This window comes from Streptomyces sp. NBC_00829 (assembly GCF_045161795.1).
Taxonomy (GTDB): Bacteria; Actinomycetota; Actinomycetes; order Streptomycetales; family Streptomycetaceae; genus Streptomyces.
Genome location: NZ_CP108867.1, coordinates 1,967,836 through 1,986,674 on the forward strand (window position 1 = coordinate 1,967,836; position 18,839 = coordinate 1,986,674).

An 18,839-nucleotide genomic window follows, 5' to 3' on the forward strand; every position below is an offset into this window, starting at 1 on the left:
GTCCGCGAACCACGCAAGCAGCTTGCGTCGAATCGGGGGTTTCAGAAAGGCGGCTCCGCCCTCTACCGTTCCTGGGCATGCGCCCCGTACCGACCGCTCCCGCCCGACGTCGGCGGTTCGGCTGGCCGCAGCGGGTCTTCTCCCAGGTCCTGCTGATGCAGCTGGCCATCGCCACCGGCGTCACCGTGCTGGCCACCGGCCTGTTCCTCGCCCCACTGAGCGCGCAGCTCGACGACCAGGCGATGCGCAGGGCGCTTGCCATCGCCGAGACGACCGCCTCCCCTGAGGTCGCCGAGGAACTGCTCGGCTCCCGGCCCTCGACCGGCGGACCGGTGCAGACGAAGGCCGAGCGGATACGCCGTGCCACCGGTGCCGAGTACATCGTGATCATGGACAAGCGCGGGGTGCGCTGGTCCCACCCGGCTCCCGAGCAGATCGGCCGGGTCGTCTCCACCGATCCGAGCGACGCACTCGCCGGTCATGAGGTCATGGAGATCGACAGCGGGACACTCGGGCGCTCCGCCCGCGGGAAGGTACCACTGCGCGCCGACGACGGCACGATCGTCGGCGCGGTGTCCGTCGGCATCGAGTACGACAGCGTGCGCGCCCGCCTGCTGGCGGCGATCCCGGGGTTGCTCGCCTACGCCGGCGGGGCGCTGGCCGCCGGCGCGCTCGCCGCCTGTCTGATCTCCCGCAGGCTTCAACGACAGACCCATGACCTGGCCTTCTCCGACATATCGGCCCTGCTGGTGGAGCGCGAGGCAATGCTGCACAGCATCCGGGAAGGCGTCGTGGCGATCGACGCTTCGGGCCGCATCCGGCTGATGAACGACGAGGCCCAGCGGCTTCTCGGCCTCGGCCCGGACGCAGGCGGACACCCCCTCGACGAGGTGCTCGGCGAGGGCCGCACCACCGATGTGCTGGCGGGGCGGGTCACCGGCGAGGATCTGCTGACCGTGCGCGGAAGCCGGGTGCTGATCGCCAACCGCATGCCGACCGACGACGGCGGGGCGGTCGCCACCCTGCGTGACCGCACCGAGCTGGAGCAGCTCGGCCGCGAGCTCGATTCCACCCGTGGCCTGATCGACGCCTTGCGCGCGCAGGACCATGAGCACGCCAACCGCATGCACACCCTGCTCGGGCTGCTGGAGCTGGAGATGCACGAGGAGGCGGTGGAGTACGTCACGGAGGTCGTCGGCGTGCACCGGGCCACCGCCGAACAGGTCACCGAGAAGATCCACGATCCGCTGCTGGCGGCGCTGCTGGTGGGCAAGGCGACGGTGGCCGCCGAGCGGGGCGTATCGCTGCGCATCGCGCCCGGGACACTGCTGCCCGACCGGCTGGTGGATCCGCGCGGTCTTGTCACGGTCGTCGGCAATCTGGTCGACAACGCGCTGGACGCCGCTGCGGGGTCCCCCGAGCCGCTGATCGAGGTCGAGCTGCGCGCGGAGGGCCGCACGGCCATCCTGCGGATCGCGGACAGCGGCCCCGGTGTCCCGCCCGACCAGCGTGAGTTGATCTTCACCGAGGGCTGGTCCACCAAGGAACTCCCGGCACACGGCAAACGTGGCCTCGGTCTTGCGCTGGTACGCCGGCTCGCGGAGCGGCAGGGCGGTAGCGCCCGGGTGCGCGAGACGGCCGGCGGCGGCGCGGAATTCACCGTCGTACTCCCCGAGGCGCTGGCCGAACCGGGGCTGGTCACCGCGGTGGAGACGCGATGACCGACGGACGAGCCCTGGACGCGGACGACGACACGATCGACGTCCTGGTGGTGGACGACGACACACGGGTCGCGGGGATCAACGCGGCCTACGTCACCAAGGTGCCCGGGTTCCGCGTTGCCGCGACGGCACACTCGGCCGCCGAGGCACTCGCCCGGATCGCCGACCGCCCGGTCGATCTGATCCTGCTGGACCACTATCTGCCGGACGGGAACGGTCTCGCGGTCGTACGGGAACTGCGCCGGCTCGGCCACCAGACGGACGTGATCATGGTGACGGCCGCGCGGGACGTGGCCACGGTCCAGGCGGCGATGCGCCATGGCGCACTCCAGTACCTCGTGAAGCCGTTCAGCTTCGCCGGTCTGCGTGCCAAGCTGGAGGCGTACGCCACGCTGCGCCGCACCCTGGAGGGCGGCGGCGAGGCGGAACAGGCAGAGGTGGACCGGATCTTCGGGGCGCTGTCGGCGGGCTCGGTCGCCCCGGACCTGCCCAAGGGCCACTCCCCGACCACGGCCGAGGTGGTGCGCCAGGTGCTGCTGGCGGCCGAAGGGCCGCTGTCCGCCCAGGAGATCGCGGAACGGGCCGGAGTGAGCCGCCAGACGGCCCAGCGCTATCTGAAACTCCTCGAGCGCACGAACCGGGTGCGTCTGAGCCTGAAGTACGGCGAAACGGGCCGCCCCGAACACCGCTACGTATGGTCGACCAGCGTCTGAGCCGTCCGCCCGCCCGGCGCGTCTCCAGCCCGGCAGACGACCCCGGCGCGTCTCCAGCCCGGCCCGGCAGGCGATTGAGGACAGAACGGCTCCCGTACGGCCCCTGGGATCGCATCGTGCCAGGATTCACACCGCTCCCGCCCCCGTCAACGCCCGTACCTCCGTCTCCGCATGCCTCGCCTCATCCGCCGCCTCGCCCGATGTCACCGTCCCGATCCAGCCCGCGACGAAGCCCAGCGGAATGGAGACCAGTCCCGGGTTCTGGAGCGGGAAGACATGGAAGTCCACCCCCGGGAAGAGCGCCTCCGGGCTGCCGGAGACCACAGGTGAGAGCACCACCAGAAGCACCGCCGGAACCAGCCCTCCGTACACCGACCAGACCGCGCCGCGCGTGGTGAAGTTCCGCCAGAACAGGGAGTAGAGCAGGACGGGCAGATTGGCGGAGGCGGCGACGGCGAAGGCCAGCCCGACCAGGAACGCGACGTTCAGATCGCGGGCGAGCAGGCCGAGGGCGATCGCGGCCGCCCCGATACCGGCGGCGGCGAGCCGGGCGACCGCCACCTCACTGCGCTGTTCGGCGTGGCGGCGCCTCAGCGACGCGTACAGATCGTGGGCGACGGAGGCGGAGGAAGCGAGCGTGATCCCGGCGACCACGGCGAGGATCGTCGCGAAGGCCACGGCGGCGACCACCGCGAACAGCACCGTCCCGCCGGTGGATCCCGCTCCCCCGCCGAGGTCCAGGGCCAGCAGCGGGACCGCTGTGTTCCCGGCGGCGTTGGACGTGCGGACCGCGTCGGTGCCGAGGACGGCCGCCGCACCGAAGCCGAGCACGATCGTCATCAGATAGAAGCTGCCGATGAGACCGATCGACCAGACGACCGAGCGGCGGGCGGCCCGCGCGGTCGGAACGGTGTAGAAGCGGGACAGGATGTGCGGCAGCCCCGCCGTGCCCAGCACGAGCGCCAGGCCGAGGCTGATGAAGTCGAAACGCGCGGTCCAGCTCCCGCCGTACTTGAGGCCGGGCGAGAGGAAGTCCTTGCCGTGGCCGCTTCGTTCGGCGGCGGAGTTGAGCAGTTGGTTGAAGTCGCCGTGGAAGCGGGCGAGAACGAGCACGGTCATCACGATCGCTCCGGCCATGAGCAGCACGGCCTTCACGATCTGGATCCAGGTGGTGGCTCGCATCCCTCCCAACGACACATAGACGACCATCAGCGCACCGACACCGACGACGGTCCACGAGCGCGCGGCTTCGCTCGTACCGCCGAGCAGCAGCGCGACGAGGCTGCCGGCCCCGACCATCTGCGCCACCAGATAGAGAACGGACACGGTGACCGAGGAAGTTCCCGTGGCGATGCGGACGGGCCGCTCCCTCATCCGCGAGGCGATGACATCGGCGAGGGTGAACCGGCCGCAGTTGCGGACGAGTTCGGCGACGAGCAACAGGACGACCAGCCAGGCGACGAGGAATCCGACGGAGTAGAGCATGCCGTCGTAGCCGTAGAGCGCGATGAGCCCGGAGATGCCGAGGAAGGAGGCGGCGGACATGTAGTCGCCGGCGATGGCGAAACCGTTCTCCAGCGGCGAGAAGAGCCGCCCGCCCGCGTAGAACTCCTCGGCCGAGCCGTGCCTGTTGCGGCTCACCCAGGTGGTGATACCGAGCGTGACCGCGATGAACGCGCTGAACAGCAGCAGCGCCAGGGTCTGGTGGTCGCCGTTCAACGGTCGTTCCCCCGCGTCGTCTCCTTCGCCCGGGTCTGGTCGAAGACGGTCCAGCGCAGATCGAGCGCGGCACGGTCTCTGCGCAGCCGCGCATGCCGGGCATAGGCCCAGGTCAGCAGGAAGGTAGAGAGGAACTGTCCGAGTCCGGCGATCATCGCCACGTTCACCGCGCCGGCCACCGGCCGTGCCATCAGACCGGGCGCCGCGGTCGCGGCGACGACATAGGCCAGATACCAGGCGAAGAAGGCGAGGGCGGAGGGGACGACAAACCTCCGGTAGCGGCTGCGCACCTCCTGGAAGGCGGGGCTGCGCTGCACCTCCAGATAGATGTCGGCCGCTGTGGGGCCGGCGCTCCCCCGCTCCGCGGACTGCGGCGGCACGACGGGCGCCAGGGCGCCCGTCCCGTCCAGTTCACCCCAGCCGGAGGCCAACGCGTCGTACCACGGGTCGTCGAACCGCACCGCTGCGGCCTCCCACCCTTCCTGCTTCTCCACCGATCAGCTCTCCTTGTCAGCGAACCGTTTCGGCCGCGTGCACAAGGATGGACAGAGCAGGAAGATCCCGGACTCTTCTCCCGTCGGTCTTCACCCCATCAGGTGATGCCAGACCCCGGTGGCTGCGCCAGTCCTCTCCGATAGGCGTACCGGACGGCCTGAGCCCGGTCGGGGACACCCGTCTTCGAGAAGAGGTTGTTGATGTGTGTCTTCACCGTGGCGGTGGAGATGTGCAGCGTGCGGGCGATGTCCGGGTTGCTGAGGCCCTCCGCGATCAGGGTCAGCACCTCGCCCTCCCGGGCGGTCAGTCCGTCGGGCAGTCTCGACGCGGGCGGTTCGGGCGCCGAGGTCACCTGCTCCAGGAGACGGCGCTGGACGACCGGTGAGAGCCCCGCGCGGCCGGCCATGACGTCCTGGATGGCCCGCACGATCTCGTCGCCGTCGGCGTCCTTGGTGAGATAGCCGCGCGCCCCGGCCCGCAGCGCGGGGAACAGCGACTCGTCGTCCGCGTAGGTGGTGAGCACGACGACATGGGTGCCCGGGTGTTCGCTGCGGATCCGGCGGGTCGCCTCGACCCCGTCGCAGCGGGGCATCCGCAGGTCCATGAGGACCACGTCGGGGGCGAGTTCGGCGACGAGGGAGACGGCTTGGTCGCCGTCCTTCGCCGAGCCGACGACCTCGATGCCCGGCAGCAACCCCAGGAGCATCACGATGCCCTCGCGCACCACCGCCTGATCGTCGGCGACCACCACCGTGGCGATCCGCTCGCTCATGCGGGCACCCGCAGCCTCACCACGAAGCCCTCTCCCTCCGGTCCCGCCTCCAGGCTGCCTCCGAGCAGTTCGGCCCGCTCCCGCATCCCCAGCAGACCGTACCCGGATCCGGATCTCCCGAGCTCACCGGCGTGCGCGCCGGAGCCCGAGTCCCTTACTTCCAGGGCGACTTCGCCTGTGCCGTAGACCAGCATCACGCACACCCTGGAGCCGGGCGCATGTTTGCGGGCGTTGGTCAGAGCCTCCTGGGCCACCCGCCGTACCGCCTGAGACGCCTCGGCGTTCAACGGCCGCCGTTCTCCCCTGACCTCGGTCTCCGCCCCGTCCGCGACCGCCAGTTCCCGCAGATACTCCTCCACGGGTGCCATCTCGCCGCGCAGCGCGGAGAGCGCCTGCCGGGTCTCCGCGAGTCCCTCACGGGCCATCACCCGGGCCGCCACCACCCGTTCCCGGATCTGGTCCCGGAACGGCCCCTCCGGGCCGCGCTCGATCTGGAGCCGGGCGGCTTCCAGATGGACGAGCTGCGCGGAGAGGCTGTGCGCCAGGACGTCATGGATCTCCCGTGCGATACGGGCCCGTTCGGCAAGCGCCGCTGAGGCGGCCTCGGCCTCGCGGGCGGCCCTCTCCTGGGCAAGCAGGCGGAAGCCGGTCCCTCTGGCCTGGGCGTCGAGGCGCAGCGAGTACCCGGCGAGCAGGACCGCGGCCATCGAGACGAGGGCTCCCAGGTCGCTGTCGTCGGCCAGGAGAAAGCCGCACGACATCACCGCGACCACGCTCAGGCCGCAGAAGAGCGGAAGCCGCTCCATCGACATGACGGATGTCGTGATCCACAGAACCATCGCCGGAACCTCCGCGCCGGCGATGTACGCACCCGCTCCGCAGGCCGCGACCGCGGCCATCAGGCCGAGCGAGGGCCACAGCCGGTTCTCCAGGGTCGTCCTGTGGAAAGCGAGGACGGCCGCCGCGCAGCAGATCAGGCCGATCGGCGGGAGCACGCCCGTCCAGCCGTGGAACGCCCCCGAGCCGTACGCGCTGAACACCGCCCACGCGGCGAGCCCGCTGAGCAGAACGTGGTCGAGGACGGTACGGACTCGCGGCACACCGAGTCGGGACAGCGCTTCCCGCGTGGGCCACTCGGTCCACCTGCTGCTGCGCACGTCGGCACCCCCTCCATCGCCCCGAATGCTACGGAGGAGACGTGCGAACGGGATCGGATCAGGGGTGGAGCCGACGGCTCCACCCCTGGGTGGGCTCCCTCGCCGTCAGGCGTCGATCCGCGAGCGGTCCAGCGTGGCCGCTGAGCTGGTGATGAACTCCTTGCGGGGCGCGACCTCATTGCCCATGAGGAGGTCGAAGACCTGCTCGGAGGAGTCCAGGTCACCGATGTTGATCCGGCGCAGGGTGCGATGACGGGGGTCCATCGTGGTCTCCGCGAGCTGGTCGGCGTCCATCTCGCCGAGGCCCTTGTAGCGCTGGATGGAGTCCTTGAATCGGACTCCCTTGCGCTGGAACTCCAGCAGGGTCTGCCGCAGCTCCCCGTCGGAGTACGTGTAGACGTACTTGTCCTGGCCCTTCTTGGGCTGGATCAGCTCGATGCGGTGCAGGGGCGGCACGGCGGCGAAGACCCGGCCGGCCTCGACCATGGGCCGCATGTAGCGCTGGAAGAGCGTGAGCAGCAGACAGCGGATGTGGGCGCCGTCGACATCGGCGTCGACGAGCAGGACGATCTTGCCGTACCGCGCGGCGTCGAGGTCGAAGGTCCGGCCCGACCCGGCTCCTATGACCTGGATGATCGCTCCGCACTCGGTGTTCTTGAGCATGTCCGAGACGGACGACTTCTGTACGTTGAGGATCTTGCCGCGGATGGGCAGCAAGGCCTGGAACTCGCTGTTCCGGGCGAGCTTGGCGGTGCCGAGCGCGGAGTCTCCCTCGACGATGAAGAGCTCGCTGCGCTCCACGTCGTCGCTGCGGCAGTCGGCGAGCTTGGCGGGCAGCGAGGAGGACTCGAGAGCCGTCTTCCTGCGCTGCGCCTCCTTGTGCTGGCGGGCCGCGATGCGCGTACGCGCGGCGGCGACGGCCTTCTCCAGCACCGCGCGGGCCTGGGCCTTGGCGTCCCGCTTGGTGGAGGTCAGGAAGGCCTTGAGCTCCTTGGCGACGACATTGGCCACGATCCTGTTGGCCGCCGAGGTGCCGAGGACTTCCTTGGTCTGGCCCTCGAACTGCGGCTCGGCCAGCCGGACGGTGACCACCGCGGTCATGCCCTCCAGGGCGTCGTCCTTGACGACGTCGTCCTCGGCGACGCGCAGCAGCTTGGCGGAACGGAGCACCTCGTTCATCGTCTTGGTGACAGAGCGCTCGAAGCCGCTCACATGGGTGCCGCCCTTGGGGGTGGCGATGATGTTCACGAAGGACTTCACGCTGGTGTCGTAGCCGGTGCCCCAGCGCAGGGCGATGTCGACGCCGAGCTCACGGGTGACCTCGGTGGGGGTCATGTGGCCGCGGTCGTCGAGGACCGGCACGGTCTCCTTGAAGGTGCCCTGCCCGGTCAGCCGCAGCACGTCGCAGACGCCCTTGTCCTGGGCGAGGTACTCGCAGAACTCGCTGATGCCGCCGTCGAAGCGGAAGGTCTCCTCGCTCTTGCCCGCTCCCTCCAGGTCCCGTTCGTCGTGGACGACGATGGTCAGACCGGGCACCAGGAAGGCCGTCTGGCGGGCGCGCTGGTGCAGGTGCTCCAGGGAGAGCTTGGCGTCCTTGAGGAAGATCTGCCGGTCCGCCCAGTACCGCACGCGCGTGCCCGTGCGCGCCTTGGGCACCCGCTTGCCCTTGAGCAGGCCGTTCGCCGGGTCGAAGGGGGCGTCCGGGCCAGGCTCGGTGAAGATGCCGGGGACCCCGCGCCGGAAGCTGATCATGTGTGTCGAGCTGTTACGGTCCACCTCGACGTCCAGGCGGGCGGAGAGGGCGTTGACGACGGAGGCGCCCACGCCGTGAAGACCGCCGGAGGCGGCGTACGAACCGCCGCCGAACTTGCCGCCGGCGTGCAGCTTGGTCATCACGACCTCGATGCCCGAGAGACCGGTCTTGGGCTCGACGTCGACCGGGATGCCCCGGCCGTTGTCCTTGACCTCGACGGAGCCGTCCTCGTGGAGGATCACCTCGATGTGGTCGCAGTGCCCCCCGAGGGCCTCGTCGACGGAGTTGTCGATGATCTCCCAGAGGCAGTGCATCAGGCCGCGGCTGTCGGTGGACCCGATGTACATGCCCGGGCGCTTGCGAACCGCCTCGAGCCCCTCGAGTACGAGCAGGTGCCGCGCGGTGTAGTTGGAACCGTCACGGTCTGCGGTCAGTACCGCACTGGACGGCACGGACGTTTCGGCGGTCACGCGGTTCGCTCCTCGCTGAATTTGAGATGTGGCCCAGTGGGGTAGAGGCCCGGCGTCGGTCGCCCGTCAGAGGGTACCGAGGCCTGGTAGAGCCGATGTAACGCCACCCTCGTGATTTCTCATGCTAGTCCAGTCTCGTATGCATGTTCGATCCCTCGATGGAGTGAAGCGCACATCACGTTCCCTTCCAGGCATGAACCATTTAGGCTCCGGGCACGTCCTCATGAACAACCGGCAACCCAGCCGGGAGGGCCAATCGAGACAAGCAACGCGAAATCCGTAGAGCGAAGCAATACGGCTCATTCGCCGCCAACCGGCAGCAAACAGCCACCTTGAGAAGAAGTTTCGAGGAAAAGCCACGAGCGGGAACGTTTTCGGCCTGGTTGGATGTTGACCCTGGTACGACAGCTCGTCGAGCTAGAGAAGAGGCGACGTGACTACTGTTCTGACCCCCGCGAGCCCGCTGACGGCCGCTGACCGCTGCGACCGCTGCGGCGCCCAGGCGTACCTGCGCGTCGTCCTGACCAGCGGCGGTGAACTGCTCTTCTGCGCCCACCACGGACGCAAGTTCGAGCCAGAACTCAAGAAGATCGCCGCGGAAATACAGGATGAGACCGACCGACTCACGGCCGTTCCGGCCGCCGTCGGTGAAGAGGAACACTGACACCTCGCATCCACGACGAGCAATGGGCCGGTCCTGGACCGACCGACGGGCGGCCACCCCTGAACACCAGGGGCGGCCGCCCGCTCTCATACCGTCACCGCCGAAGCGGTTCCGCGGCTCAGTTCTCCGGCGGATGCACCGCCGAGACCCGCGTGTAGACCCCCGGGCTCTCCGGCAGCCCGCAGCCGCTGCCCCAGGAGACCAGACCGATGAGCTTCCCTTGGGCCACCAGCGGCCCTCCGCTGTCTCCCTGACAGGCGTCACGCCCGCCCCTGGTGTCTCCTGCGCACAGCATCGTGGACGCCGCGTAGCGGCCATTCAGACCGCCTGGATAGGCCTGTTCGCAGGCGGCGTCCGGCAGCACCGACACCTGGGCCGCGTGGAGCGTGGACGCATAGCCGCCGTCTCCGGTCGTATCGCCCCAGCCGTAGACCGTGGCGCTCACCCCCGGCTCGTACGCCGGGTCGCCCGCGCCCGCGACACCGATCACCTGGGAGGCGGGCAGCGGCTCGGCCAGCGTGAGCACCGCCATGTCTCCGCCGTTGGTCATCGCGTTGTACTCCGGGGCGACCCAGCTGCCACTGACCGCGATCTCCCGGCCGTCGGCTCCGGACAGCTCGGAACGGCCCGAGATGACGCGCAGATCGGAGACCGCGCTCACGTCCTGGCCGAGCACGGTCCGACTCAGGCAATGGGCCGCGGTCATCACCTTCGTCGGCGCCACCACGACACCGCCGCAGAATTGGCCCGCGCGCGTTGCGCCGAACCGGTCACGACTGGAGAGCGCGACGACCCATGGACTGTCCGTGACAGCCACCGGATAGCCACCGACGACCACTCCGTCGGCGACGGCCGGGACCGGTGACGCGAACGGCACTGCTGCCGCCGCGGCAATCAGGGCCAGGGCCCCGGTCAGGGCTCGGGCGGGGGATCGGCGCATGCGGTCTCCTGACTCTGCGTGGGATCAAGTCCACTCAGAGTCAGCCAGCCCGGCGCCGCGCGCACCCGCACAGACCCGCGTAGGGCCCGGTCCCTGACAGGATCCGGGCCCTACGCGGGTGTATCTCTACGACCTAGTCGAGGTAGTCGCGCAGTACCTGCGAACGCGACGGGTGACGCAGCTTCGACATGGTCTTGGACTCGATCTGGCGGATGCGCTCTCGCGTCACCCCGTAGACCTTGCCGATCTCGTCCAAGGTCTTGGGCTGACCGTCGGTGAGACCGAAGCGCATGGAGACCACGCCCGCCTCACGCTCGGACAGCGTGTCGAGCACCGAGTGCAGCTGCTCCTGCAGAAGCGTGAAGCTGACCGCGTCGGCCGGAACGACCGCCTCGGAGTCCTCGATCAGGTCACCGAACTCGCTGTCGCCGTCCTCACCGAGGGGGGTGTGCAGCGAAATCGGCTCACGGCCGTACTTCTGGACCTCGATGACCTTCTCGGGGGTCATATCGAGTTCCTTGGCCAGCTCCTCCGGGGTGGGCTCGCGGCCCAGGTCCTGGAGCATCTGGCGCTGGACACGCGCGAGCTTGTTGATGACCTCGACCATGTGCACCGGGATACGGATGGTGCGGGCCTGGTCGGCCATGGCGCGGGTGATCGCCTGCCGGATCCACCAGGTGGCGTACGTGGAGAACTTGTAGCCCTTGGTGTAGTCGAACTTCTCGACCGCGCGGATCAGACCGAGGTTGCCCTCCTGGATCAGGTCCAGGAACAGCATGCCGCGGCCGGTGTACCGCTTGGCCAGCGAGACGACGAGGCGGAGGTTGGCCTCGAGGAGGTGGTTCTTGGCGCGGCGGCCGTCCTCGGCGATGATCTCCAGTTCACGCTTGAGCTTCGGCGCGAGCTTGTCGGAGTTCGCCAGCTTGTCCTCGGCGAACAGACCCGCCTCGATGCGCTTGGCGAGCTCGACCTCCTGCTCGGCGTTGAGGAGCGGGACCTTGCCGATCTGCTTGAGGTAGTCCTTGACCGGGTCGGCGGTGGCGCCGGCGACGGCGACCTGCTGAGCAGGCGCATCGTCCTCGTCGTCGTCGGAGAGTACGAAGCCCTTGTTCTCGCCCTCGGCCTCTTCCTCCTCGCCCTTGCCGCCGGGCTGGACCTCATCGAGCAGCTCTTCGCCCTCGGCGGCCTCGTCGGAGTCCTTCTTGCCCGCGGTCTTCTTTGCCACGGTCTTCTTGGCGGCGGTCTTCTTGGCCACCGTCTTCTTGGCCACCGTCTTCTTGGCGGCCGTCTTCTTGGCAGGCGCGGTCGCCGAGACCTCGTCGGCCTGGACGTCGACGGACTCGGCCGTCGGCGCCGCGGTGGCCGCGACGGTCTTCGCCGGGGCGGTCTTGGCCGCGACGGTCTTGGTGGCGGTGCGCTTTGCCGGGCTCTTCGCAGCGACGCTCTTGCGGGCGCGCTTCGGCGACTCCGCGGCACTGACCATCAGCGTCACACCCTCTTCCTCGAGGATCTGGTTGAGGCTGCGCAGAACATTCTTCCACTGGGTTGGCGGAATCTGGTCAGCCTCGAAGGCCCGACGCACGTCATCGCCGGCGATCTGCCCATCAGCCTTTCCCCGCTCGATGAGCGCCATCACAGACTCGGACTCGGCGATCTCCGGCGGGAGCGTACGGGATGTGCTGGCCGACACGAACAACCTCTCGGAACGATGGAAACGGCTTCCGGCCCCGCCCATGATCGGGCCGGAGCCGACGACCACCAGGCTGCGGATGTGCCGGTGGCGCGGGGCGGAACCTCGGACTTGAACAGCGCCCTGAATGGCGGCTGTATTCCCTCCTCGGCTGTCACCTCTTAGGTCATCGCGCAGTTTCGAGGAGTGTTACGCCCAATCCACGTGGCCCGAGTCACACCTCATTCGCGACAAAGCGGCCAGGTGGGGATATCTCCACACAATCGTGTCGCCGGATTCGCAGGGAATCCGGCGACACACGATGCGTACGCCGACCCGCCCCCTGACGCTACCCGCGCTCAGTGCTCGCGCGGCGCGGGAACGACTCGCTCCACCTCGGGGTGGACGGTGAGAAGTTGGCGCATGGCCGACTCGGCGGCGTGCGGGTCGCCGGCGGCAAGCGCGTCGGTGATCCGCGCGTGATGGGCCAGGGAGACCTCGGTAGGGCGGTCACAGCCGGTGACCGGGCCGCCGGAGACCTGGAGTGCGGCGGAGACGATTCCGGAGAGATGCTCCAGCATGCGGTTGGCCGCGAGCTGGATCAGGAGGGAGTGGAACTCCGCGTCAGCCCGCGAGAACGTGATTCCGTCACCCTGAGTGAGCGCGTGACCCATGATCTCGACCATGTCGGCCAGCCGCTGCTGGATGTCCTCCCGGCCGTGCCCCGCGGCGAGGCGGGCCGCGAGGGGTTCGATGGTCCAGCGCATCTCGTTCAGCTCCCTGCGCTGGTCGTCACGCTGGGGGCCGAAGGCGCGCCACTCGATGATGTCGGGGTCCAGCAGATTCCAGTCACTGACCGGACGGACCCGGGTGCCGACATTGGGGCGGGCGCTGACGAGGCCCTTGGCCTCGAGCACGCGCAGCGACTCCCGGACGACGGTGCGGGAGACCTCGAAGCGCTGCCCGATCTCCTCGGGGACGAGCGGGCGGTCGGCGCCCAGGTCCCCCGAGACGATCATCTGGCCGAGCTGCTGGACGAGTTGGCCGTGCAGTCCGCGGCCCCGGCTGCCTGCCGCGCGGCGGCCGACCCGGCCCAACTCCGCGTCTGCGCCGTCCCACGAGGGAGGGCCGACGCGGTCGGCGCCGGGCGACTCCGCGTAGGGGTATCGGTCGAGTTCGCCCGGGCCGGCGAGGCCTGACTCGGCGGGGCGGGCGGCGGTCATCATGGTGTGCGCAAGGGTACTCACGCATCCTTTGTCGGCGTCGCTCCGGCGGCCCTTGAGGTCTTTGGTGAAAAGCACACGAAAGGGTGATCGGCGCTGCCCCCACAATTGACGCCTTATCGGAAAGAAACGGGCGCTCTCAAGGGAGTTGTGGGCAGATCGCCGAGTCTCGGTCGATCATGATCACCAACCGGTGCTACGACGAAGGCCCTTGACCAGATATGCGCAGATCAAGGCCGACAAGGACAACATCAGTGACGCACCCACGGGTTGGGCGAGGAGATGCACTCCGCCCATCAGCCAGTGATCCGCCTGCCCCGGCAGGCGGATCCAGGCCAGCTCGCGCAGCCGCCCGGGGAGCCCGGCGATCGAACGGACGGACGGAGCGACGAGCGCCTTCTCCACGACAGGAGCGATGAGCACCGGCACCGCCAGTACGGCGGCCACACCGGCAGCCGTGACCCGGAAGACCCCGGCGGCAAGCAGTCCGGCCCAGGCACAGCCGACCGTGAGACCGCTCCAACTGGCGGACAGGGAAAGCCAGTTCTTCGGCACGGGAGCCGCCTCACCGCCGTACACGAGCCGGAGCGCCTGAAGGTCGGCCGCCGCCACCAGGGTCGCAAGCAACAGCGCGGCAGCGGCGGTCACCGCCAGCTTGGCGAGCAGGAGGCCGAGACGGCGGGGCACGGTGCCACGGGCGGCGGCAAGCGCGGGATACCGGAACTCCTCGCCGAAGGAGAGCGCCCCGATCAGTCCGGCACCGAAGGCGGCGGGCGGAAGGGGAAGGAACTCGGGCCAGGCGGCGAGCGCGACCGGCAGCGGAGTGCCACCGGTACGGGCGAGCAGGACGCACAGCACGACGGAGGTAACCAGCACGGCGACCGTGACGACCAGAGCGGTACGGACTCCGAGAAGGCGGCGCAGCTCGTAGCGCAGCGGCCTGGAAGGACTGCGGACCGGCCGAGGCAGGCGTGGAGGCATCGTGGGACCGGTCCGGCGGGCCGGATGCAAGGCGGCCTGCCGCCCGGCGCCGGGGATGGCGGGCGGCACGGGAGCCGAGGGCCGGGAGGGGGGCCGAGGACTCGGCGGGGAAGCGGGCGCGGGTCGGGCGCCCGACGGGGAGCCGGGCCCGGGTCTGGTGGCCGGCGCGGGAGCCGAGCGGGTGTGGGTGGTGGGACCTGAACTGGTTTTCGGGGCGGAGGCGGGCCGCGTGCTCGGCGCGGGAGCCGAGCGCGAGTCCGGGGCGAAGGCGGCAGCGTGATCGGCATCCGGCACGGGGCTGAGCGGGACGGTCGGCTCCGGAGCCGACCGTCCGTCCAGTGCGAGGGCTGACCGCCGGTCCGGCGCCGGAATCGACTCGCCGACCTCATCGGTCAGCCGGTGGACGAGAACGCCGTGCCGAAACGCGGCTTCCCCGATCTCCGCACAGCTGCTGCCGTAGACGGAGAGCAGGCTGCCGCTCTCGGCAACGACCTCCACCGAGCGCCGGGCGGCCCGCGCCTCGCGGGTGATGACAGCGGCCAGGCGGGCAGCGTGAGGAGTACGGACGGCGACTCGGGGGCGGAGCCGGGTGCGCGAGAAGTCCGTGGCGTCCTGGTCGGCCACGAGCCGGCCCGCGTCGATGGTGACCACCCGGTCGGCGAGCCGGGCTGCCTCCTTGGGGTCGCCGGTGGTGCACAGGACCGTTCCGCCGCCGTCGGCGTAGGTGCGGAGCAGTCCGCGCAGCCAGCCGTTCTCCCGGGGCGAGAGCCCCTTGGCGGGCTCGTCGAGGATCAACGTCTGAGGGGCGCCGAGCATCGCGGACGCAAGTCCGAGTCTGCGGTCCATGCCGAGCGACAGCGTGCCGAGGCGCTGCCCCCCGAGGCCGGTGAGGCCGACCGCCTCCAGCGCTTCGTCGGCGCGGGAGCCGCGCACTCCGGCAGCGGCGCACAGCATGCGGAGCTGGCCGCGGACGGTCCGTTCCGGATGCCCGGGAACGTCTCCGAGCAGCACCCCGACCTCCCGTGCGGGGTGTGCGATGGAGTGGAGAACGTTTCCCCGGAAGTACGTGACGCCACGGCCGGACTCGAGTTCGAGCATCAGACGCAGGGCCGTTGTCTTGCCCGACCCGGCGGCACCGAGGAGGACCGTGACACAGCCTGGCCGGGCCTCGAAGGAGACGTCGTCGACGGCGGGCGGACGTTCTCGACGGCGTGTACTGGTCAGTCCGATGGCCTGGAGCATCGCTTCTCTCACGGAAGATGAGACCGCTCGGCGGCTGGCCGGGCTACCGCAGCAAGATAACGCGACATTTCAGACTTTTGGTGCACCGCTCGGAGATCCGGGTGTCAGACCTCGGCCAGGGCCGGAACCCGTACCAAATCTCGATCGGGCTCCATCAGGCCCGATCAGGTGCAGTTGAGCGCGGTCAGACTTCCGGGCGCAGCATCGGAGGGTTCAGCACGGTGGCGCCACCCGCCCGGAAGAGTTGCGCGGGACGGCCTCCCTGACGGGTGGTGGTCCCGCCCGCGGGAACCAGAAATCCGGGCGTCCCGGTCACCTTGCGATGAAAGTTCCGGGGGTCGAGCACGACGCCCCACACCGCTTCGTACACCCGTCGCAGCTCACCGACCGTGAACTCGGGCGGGCAGAACGCGGTGGCCAACGACGAGTACTCGATCTTGGAGCGGGCCCGCTCCACCCCGTCGGCCAGGATCCGCGCGTGGTCGAACGCGAGCGGGGCGGTCTGCTCGTCCTCACGGCCGAATCCGTTCTCCTGGCCGAGCAGGTCCTCGACGGGTGCCCAGCGCGCACTATTGGCGTCGCCTCCGGCGCGAGGCGCCGGGAGGTCGGGCGCGAGCACCAGATGGGCAACGCTCACCACGCGCATACGGGGATCCCGCTTAGGGTCTCCGTAGGTGGCCAGTTGTTCGAGATGCGCGCCGTTCCCCGGCGCCGGGGAGGCGGGGTCGTGAGCGCACAGTCCGGTCTCCTCGGCAAGCTCCCGTGCTGCCGCCGCCGCCAGATCCTCATCGCCCCTGACGAAGCCACCAGGCAGCGCCCATCGGCCCTGGAACGGCGGCTCGCCGCGCCGTACCACCAGTGCGCAGAGCGCATGACGACGCACGGTGAGCACGACCAGGTCGACGGTCACAGCGAAGGGCGGAAAGGCCGACGGGTCGTAGGGAGACATGCCGTGATCATAGTCGTCTGCCTGACGATAAACACTCCCTTCGCCACCTGCGGCACCTGTTTCTTCACCCCGCCTCCCCACCCTTGCGCCCACCCTTTTCACACCCTCGACCGGAGGTCATCGGCGGACCCTCCGCCATGGCGAGGCCGAGTCTGCTGATCCACGCGGAGGAGCGCTCCCCCCGCGTCACACAGCCCGGTCAGGACACGGTCAGGACACGGTCCGGTCAGCCGCACGGCGTCCCCGGGCACGCATCGCCGGGCATGCAGTGTGACCGTCGGGCAGAGGTGGGGGCTGGCCTCCGCCTCGTCGACGACGCCCGCGGCAGTGAAGCCACCCCCTTCTCAGGACCTGCCGCGATCAGCCCCTCCAGGGCGACAAACGGTTCGTGCACCCGAACGGCTCCAGTGCGGTACCCGTAGGGGTTGTGGGGGTTGTGCCCCGGCTCCTTTCCCGAGCTGCGCAGTCCCCCCTCGGCATCGCGCGAACGCTCCACCGCGAGCGAACGCTCCACCGCGAGTGCGGGGTCGGGGTCCGGAGTCCGCGGGCGTGCGCACAACGACGTGAACTCGGGCGCGGTAGGCGGAGACCAACCGGCCCTTCACCGTGACCGGTTCACGCCGCACGACCTACAGCCGGCACCGGGAGAGCAGCCGCAGGCAAGCCTGCTGGCGCCCTTGGAGGCCCGTCCCGCCGAACCGGCCGTGCCCGGCGATCGGGCGATCGCCAGCCAGGGCAGGGCAGGGCGGGTCGTGTCGTGTCAGGGCGGGGCGGGGCAGATGAGCGCGTTGTGCAGTGACGGCAGATCGGCCGTCCCGGTCCCGGCGACGCGGAGCCCGTCCTGAGCCTCGTCCCGTCTGGAACTGATGGGGCGGGCGGGCCAGTGATGGAGATGAGTGGTTCGTTGTGCCTTCATGCGGTCCCGAGAGCCGCTTCGGACAGGGCGGCACAGCTCGCACAACGCCACCATGCCGGTGAACGCCGACCCCGGGACGGCCGGTCAGGGCAGTCATCGTTCACTCTTCGTGCCACGCCGTGTACCACGTCGGCCTTGGGGCCTGCCTCCCCGGCCGGAATCGGCGGATGCCGACCCCGGGGGACGCACCCCGGTCGGAGGGAGAGCCCTCCTGCCCGCGCCCCCCTCGGGTCGCCGGATCCGCTGAGATCGTGGACGGTTCGGCGCCTCTCCCGACCTGCGGCTCCCGGGAGACTCCCGTGAGCCGCGCGCCTCCCGCAGACAACTGCGTAGGGTCTCCGGATCCAGGTCCTCGTTGCAGGCCTGGTGCAGCAGGCGGGCGAAGACATAGTCGGGGTCGACCCGCAGGGCACGTCCCAGGGCAACCCGCGCTTCCGGCTCATCCCCGGTGGACCAGGCGACCCAGCCGGCCAGCGTGAGCGGTGCGGCGGCGTGCTCGGCATAGGGCCCGACGCAGCGGCGGGACAGTGCCCGCCAAAGCCGCAGCGCCGGAGCCGCCTCCGGCCCTTCCATCCACTCCGCGGCCTGGTCCCGTGTCTCCCGGTCCTGCAGTCCGAGGATCACCGTCGCGGCCTCCTCGTGAGTGAGGAGCCGGTCATCGGCAGCATCCGTCTCGGCCCAGCCGCCGGTCCGTGGTGTCGCGGCGATCCGCTTCATCAGCCGGTCGGCCAGTCCGAGTGTCGCCGAGGCGACCTGCTTGCGCCCTTCATCGTCCAGAATCCGGGGCACCAGCGCCGCGCCCGCGACGTCCAGTGCGTTCTCCTGCTCAGCCGCTGACGACGTCGTCAGGGGTGCCAGCCGCCCTTCCATCTGCCTCAGGGAACCCCGGACTTGGATTCCCGCGTAGGCGGCAGCCGCGGCCATGACCGAGGTGCCGGGCAGCGCCAGCGGACTGCCTTCGGCCGGACAGCAGCGGGCGTCGGGGCAGCAGTAGGACCAGAAACGGCCGTCGGAAATGCAGAGCGCCTCGTAGACCGGCACCTCGAAGGCACCGCAGGCGGTCCTCAGCCTTTGTGCGAGCGGGCGCAGCCGCTCCATCACCTGGTGGCCCGTCTCGTCGGTGGCCGCGTCCTGACAGAGGAAGATCACAATGCCGTCGGGGCGTTGTCCACGGCGCTCGCTGCCCTCAATCAGACATTCCGCAAGTTGCTCCGCGACCGGCGGCCATTCGCGGGGCGAGCTCGGGATGCCGAGCCGCAGCCGCCCGCCGAAGCGGCCCCGGTTGCCGTGCAGCGCGACGAGCACGATCGAATCGTTCGGGTGGAAGCCCATCATGTACGGAAGGGCGTCGGCCAGTTCGGCGGGTCCGCGCAGGGTGATCTGCTGCTCGTCGGCCGGGTCGGTGAGTTCGTGATGCTTGTTCATGGCACGACGGTCTCGCGGCGGTCCCGGCGC

General features: G+C 70.0%; 14 protein-coding genes. 3 read left to right on the forward strand and 11 right to left on the reverse strand.

The window, feature by feature from the left end:
• Positions 1-77: 77 nt before the first annotated feature.
• Both OG293_RS08015 and OG293_RS08020 read left to right on the forward strand, forming a co-directional pair.
• Entirely contained in the window at positions 78-1,721 is a 1,644-nt protein-coding gene (locus tag OG293_RS08015; protein WP_405998074.1) for an ATP-binding protein, read from the forward strand.
• Complete coding sequence (locus tag OG293_RS08020) at positions 1,718-2,434, forward strand: response regulator (RefSeq protein ID WP_405998075.1); 717 nt, start codon at positions 1,718-1,720, stop codon at positions 2,432-2,434. The genes OG293_RS08015 and OG293_RS08020 overlap by 4 nt, the downstream gene beginning before the upstream one ends.
• 126 nt (positions 2,435-2,560) lie before the next feature.
• Here OG293_RS08020 and OG293_RS08025 read toward each other — a convergent pair whose 3' ends face one another.
• The 5 genes from OG293_RS08025 to OG293_RS08045 form a co-directional block, all read right to left on the reverse strand.
• Entirely contained in the window at positions 2,561-4,153 is a 1,593-nt protein-coding gene (locus OG293_RS08025; protein WP_405998076.1) for a cation acetate symporter, read from the reverse strand.
• Complete coding sequence (locus tag OG293_RS08030) at positions 4,150-4,647, reverse strand: DUF485 domain-containing protein (protein ID WP_405998077.1); 498 nt, start codon at positions 4,645-4,647, stop codon at positions 4,150-4,152. Before OG293_RS08030 ends, OG293_RS08025 begins: the two co-directional genes overlap by 4 nt.
• A gap of 98 nt (positions 4,648-4,745) precedes the next feature.
• Positions 4,746-5,420: a response regulator gene (locus OG293_RS08035; protein WP_405998078.1), complete on the reverse strand. Its 675-nt coding sequence runs from the start codon at positions 5,418-5,420 to the stop codon at positions 4,746-4,748.
• Positions 5,417-6,577, reverse strand: coding sequence for a sensor histidine kinase (locus tag OG293_RS08040; protein ID WP_405998079.1), 1,161 nt, complete (start codon positions 6,575-6,577; stop codon positions 5,417-5,419). Before OG293_RS08040 ends, OG293_RS08035 begins: the two co-directional genes overlap by 4 nt.
• A gap of 105 nt (positions 6,578-6,682) precedes the next feature.
• The gene (locus tag OG293_RS08045) at positions 6,683-8,800 is read right to left on the reverse strand and encodes a type IIA DNA topoisomerase subunit B (RefSeq protein ID WP_405998080.1); all 2,118 of its coding nucleotides are present in this window, start codon (positions 8,798-8,800) and stop codon (positions 6,683-6,685) included.
• Positions 8,801-9,233: 433 nt separating this feature from the next.
• Here OG293_RS08045 and OG293_RS08050 point away from each other — a divergent pair, with 433 nt between their 5' ends.
• Positions 9,234-9,464, forward strand: coding sequence for a hypothetical protein (locus OG293_RS08050; protein ID WP_307660675.1), 231 nt, complete (start codon positions 9,234-9,236; stop codon positions 9,462-9,464).
• A gap of 118 nt (positions 9,465-9,582) precedes the next feature.
• On the opposite strand, the gene OG293_RS08055 is transcribed toward OG293_RS08050, so the two are convergent.
• The 6 genes from OG293_RS08055 to OG293_RS08080 all read right to left on the reverse strand — a co-directional run bounded on the left by OG293_RS08055 (position 9,583) and on the right by OG293_RS08080 (position 18,809).
• Positions 9,583-10,404, reverse strand: coding sequence for a S1 family peptidase (locus OG293_RS08055; RefSeq protein ID WP_405998081.1), 822 nt, complete (start codon positions 10,402-10,404; stop codon positions 9,583-9,585).
• A gap of 133 nt (positions 10,405-10,537) precedes the next feature.
• Positions 10,538-12,094 (reverse strand): RNA polymerase sigma factor, encoded by a 1,557-nt coding sequence (locus tag OG293_RS08060; RefSeq protein WP_405998082.1) that lies wholly within the window; start codon positions 12,092-12,094, stop codon positions 10,538-10,540.
• A gap of 338 nt (positions 12,095-12,432) precedes the next feature.
• Positions 12,433-13,320: a FadR/GntR family transcriptional regulator gene (locus OG293_RS08065; RefSeq protein WP_405998083.1), complete on the reverse strand. Its 888-nt coding sequence runs from the start codon at positions 13,318-13,320 to the stop codon at positions 12,433-12,435.
• 159 nt (positions 13,321-13,479) lie between these two features.
• A complete protein-coding gene (locus OG293_RS08070) occupies positions 13,480-15,519 on the reverse strand; it encodes an ATP-binding cassette domain-containing protein (RefSeq protein ID WP_405998084.1) in 2,040 nt (679 codons plus the stop codon).
• Positions 15,520-15,703: 184 nt separating this feature from the next.
• Positions 15,704-16,468, reverse strand: a complete 765-nt coding sequence (locus OG293_RS08075; protein WP_405998085.1) for an NUDIX hydrolase — start codon at positions 16,466-16,468, stop codon at positions 15,704-15,706.
• Between the two features lie 1,009 nt (positions 16,469-17,477).
• Positions 17,478-18,809 carry a DUF4192 domain-containing protein gene (locus OG293_RS08080; RefSeq protein ID WP_405998086.1) on the reverse strand — a complete coding sequence of 444 codons (1,332 nt, stop codon included), beginning with the start codon at positions 18,807-18,809 and terminating at the stop codon, positions 17,478-17,480.
• Between the last annotated feature and the right edge of the window lie 30 nt (positions 18,810-18,839).

Bases quoted from the DNA above. Each gene is read 5' to 3' on its own strand.
- OG293_RS08015 (WP_405998074.1), top strand. From the start codon at position 78: ATGCGCCCCGTACCGACCGCTCCCGCCCGACGTCGGCGGTTCGGCTGG.
- OG293_RS08020 (WP_405998075.1), top strand. From the start codon at position 1,718: ATGACCGACGGACGAGCCCTGGACGCGGACGACGACACGATCGACGTC.
- OG293_RS08035 (WP_405998078.1), bottom strand. From the start codon at position 5,420: ATGAGCGAGCGGATCGCCACGGTGGTGGTCGCCGACGATCAGGCGGTG.
- OG293_RS08055 (WP_405998081.1), bottom strand. From the start codon at position 10,404: ATGCGCCGATCCCCCGCCCGAGCCCTGACCGGGGCCCTGGCCCTGATT.
- OG293_RS08070 (WP_405998084.1), bottom strand. From the start codon at position 15,519: ATGCTCCAGGCCATCGGACTGACCAGTACACGCCGTCGAGAACGTCCG.
- OG293_RS08075 (WP_405998085.1), bottom strand. From the start codon at position 16,468: ATGTCTCCCTACGACCCGTCGGCCTTTCCGCCCTTCGCTGTGACCGTC.
- OG293_RS08080 (WP_405998086.1), bottom strand. From the start codon at position 18,809: ATGAACAAGCATCACGAACTCACCGACCCGGCCGACGAGCAGCAGATC.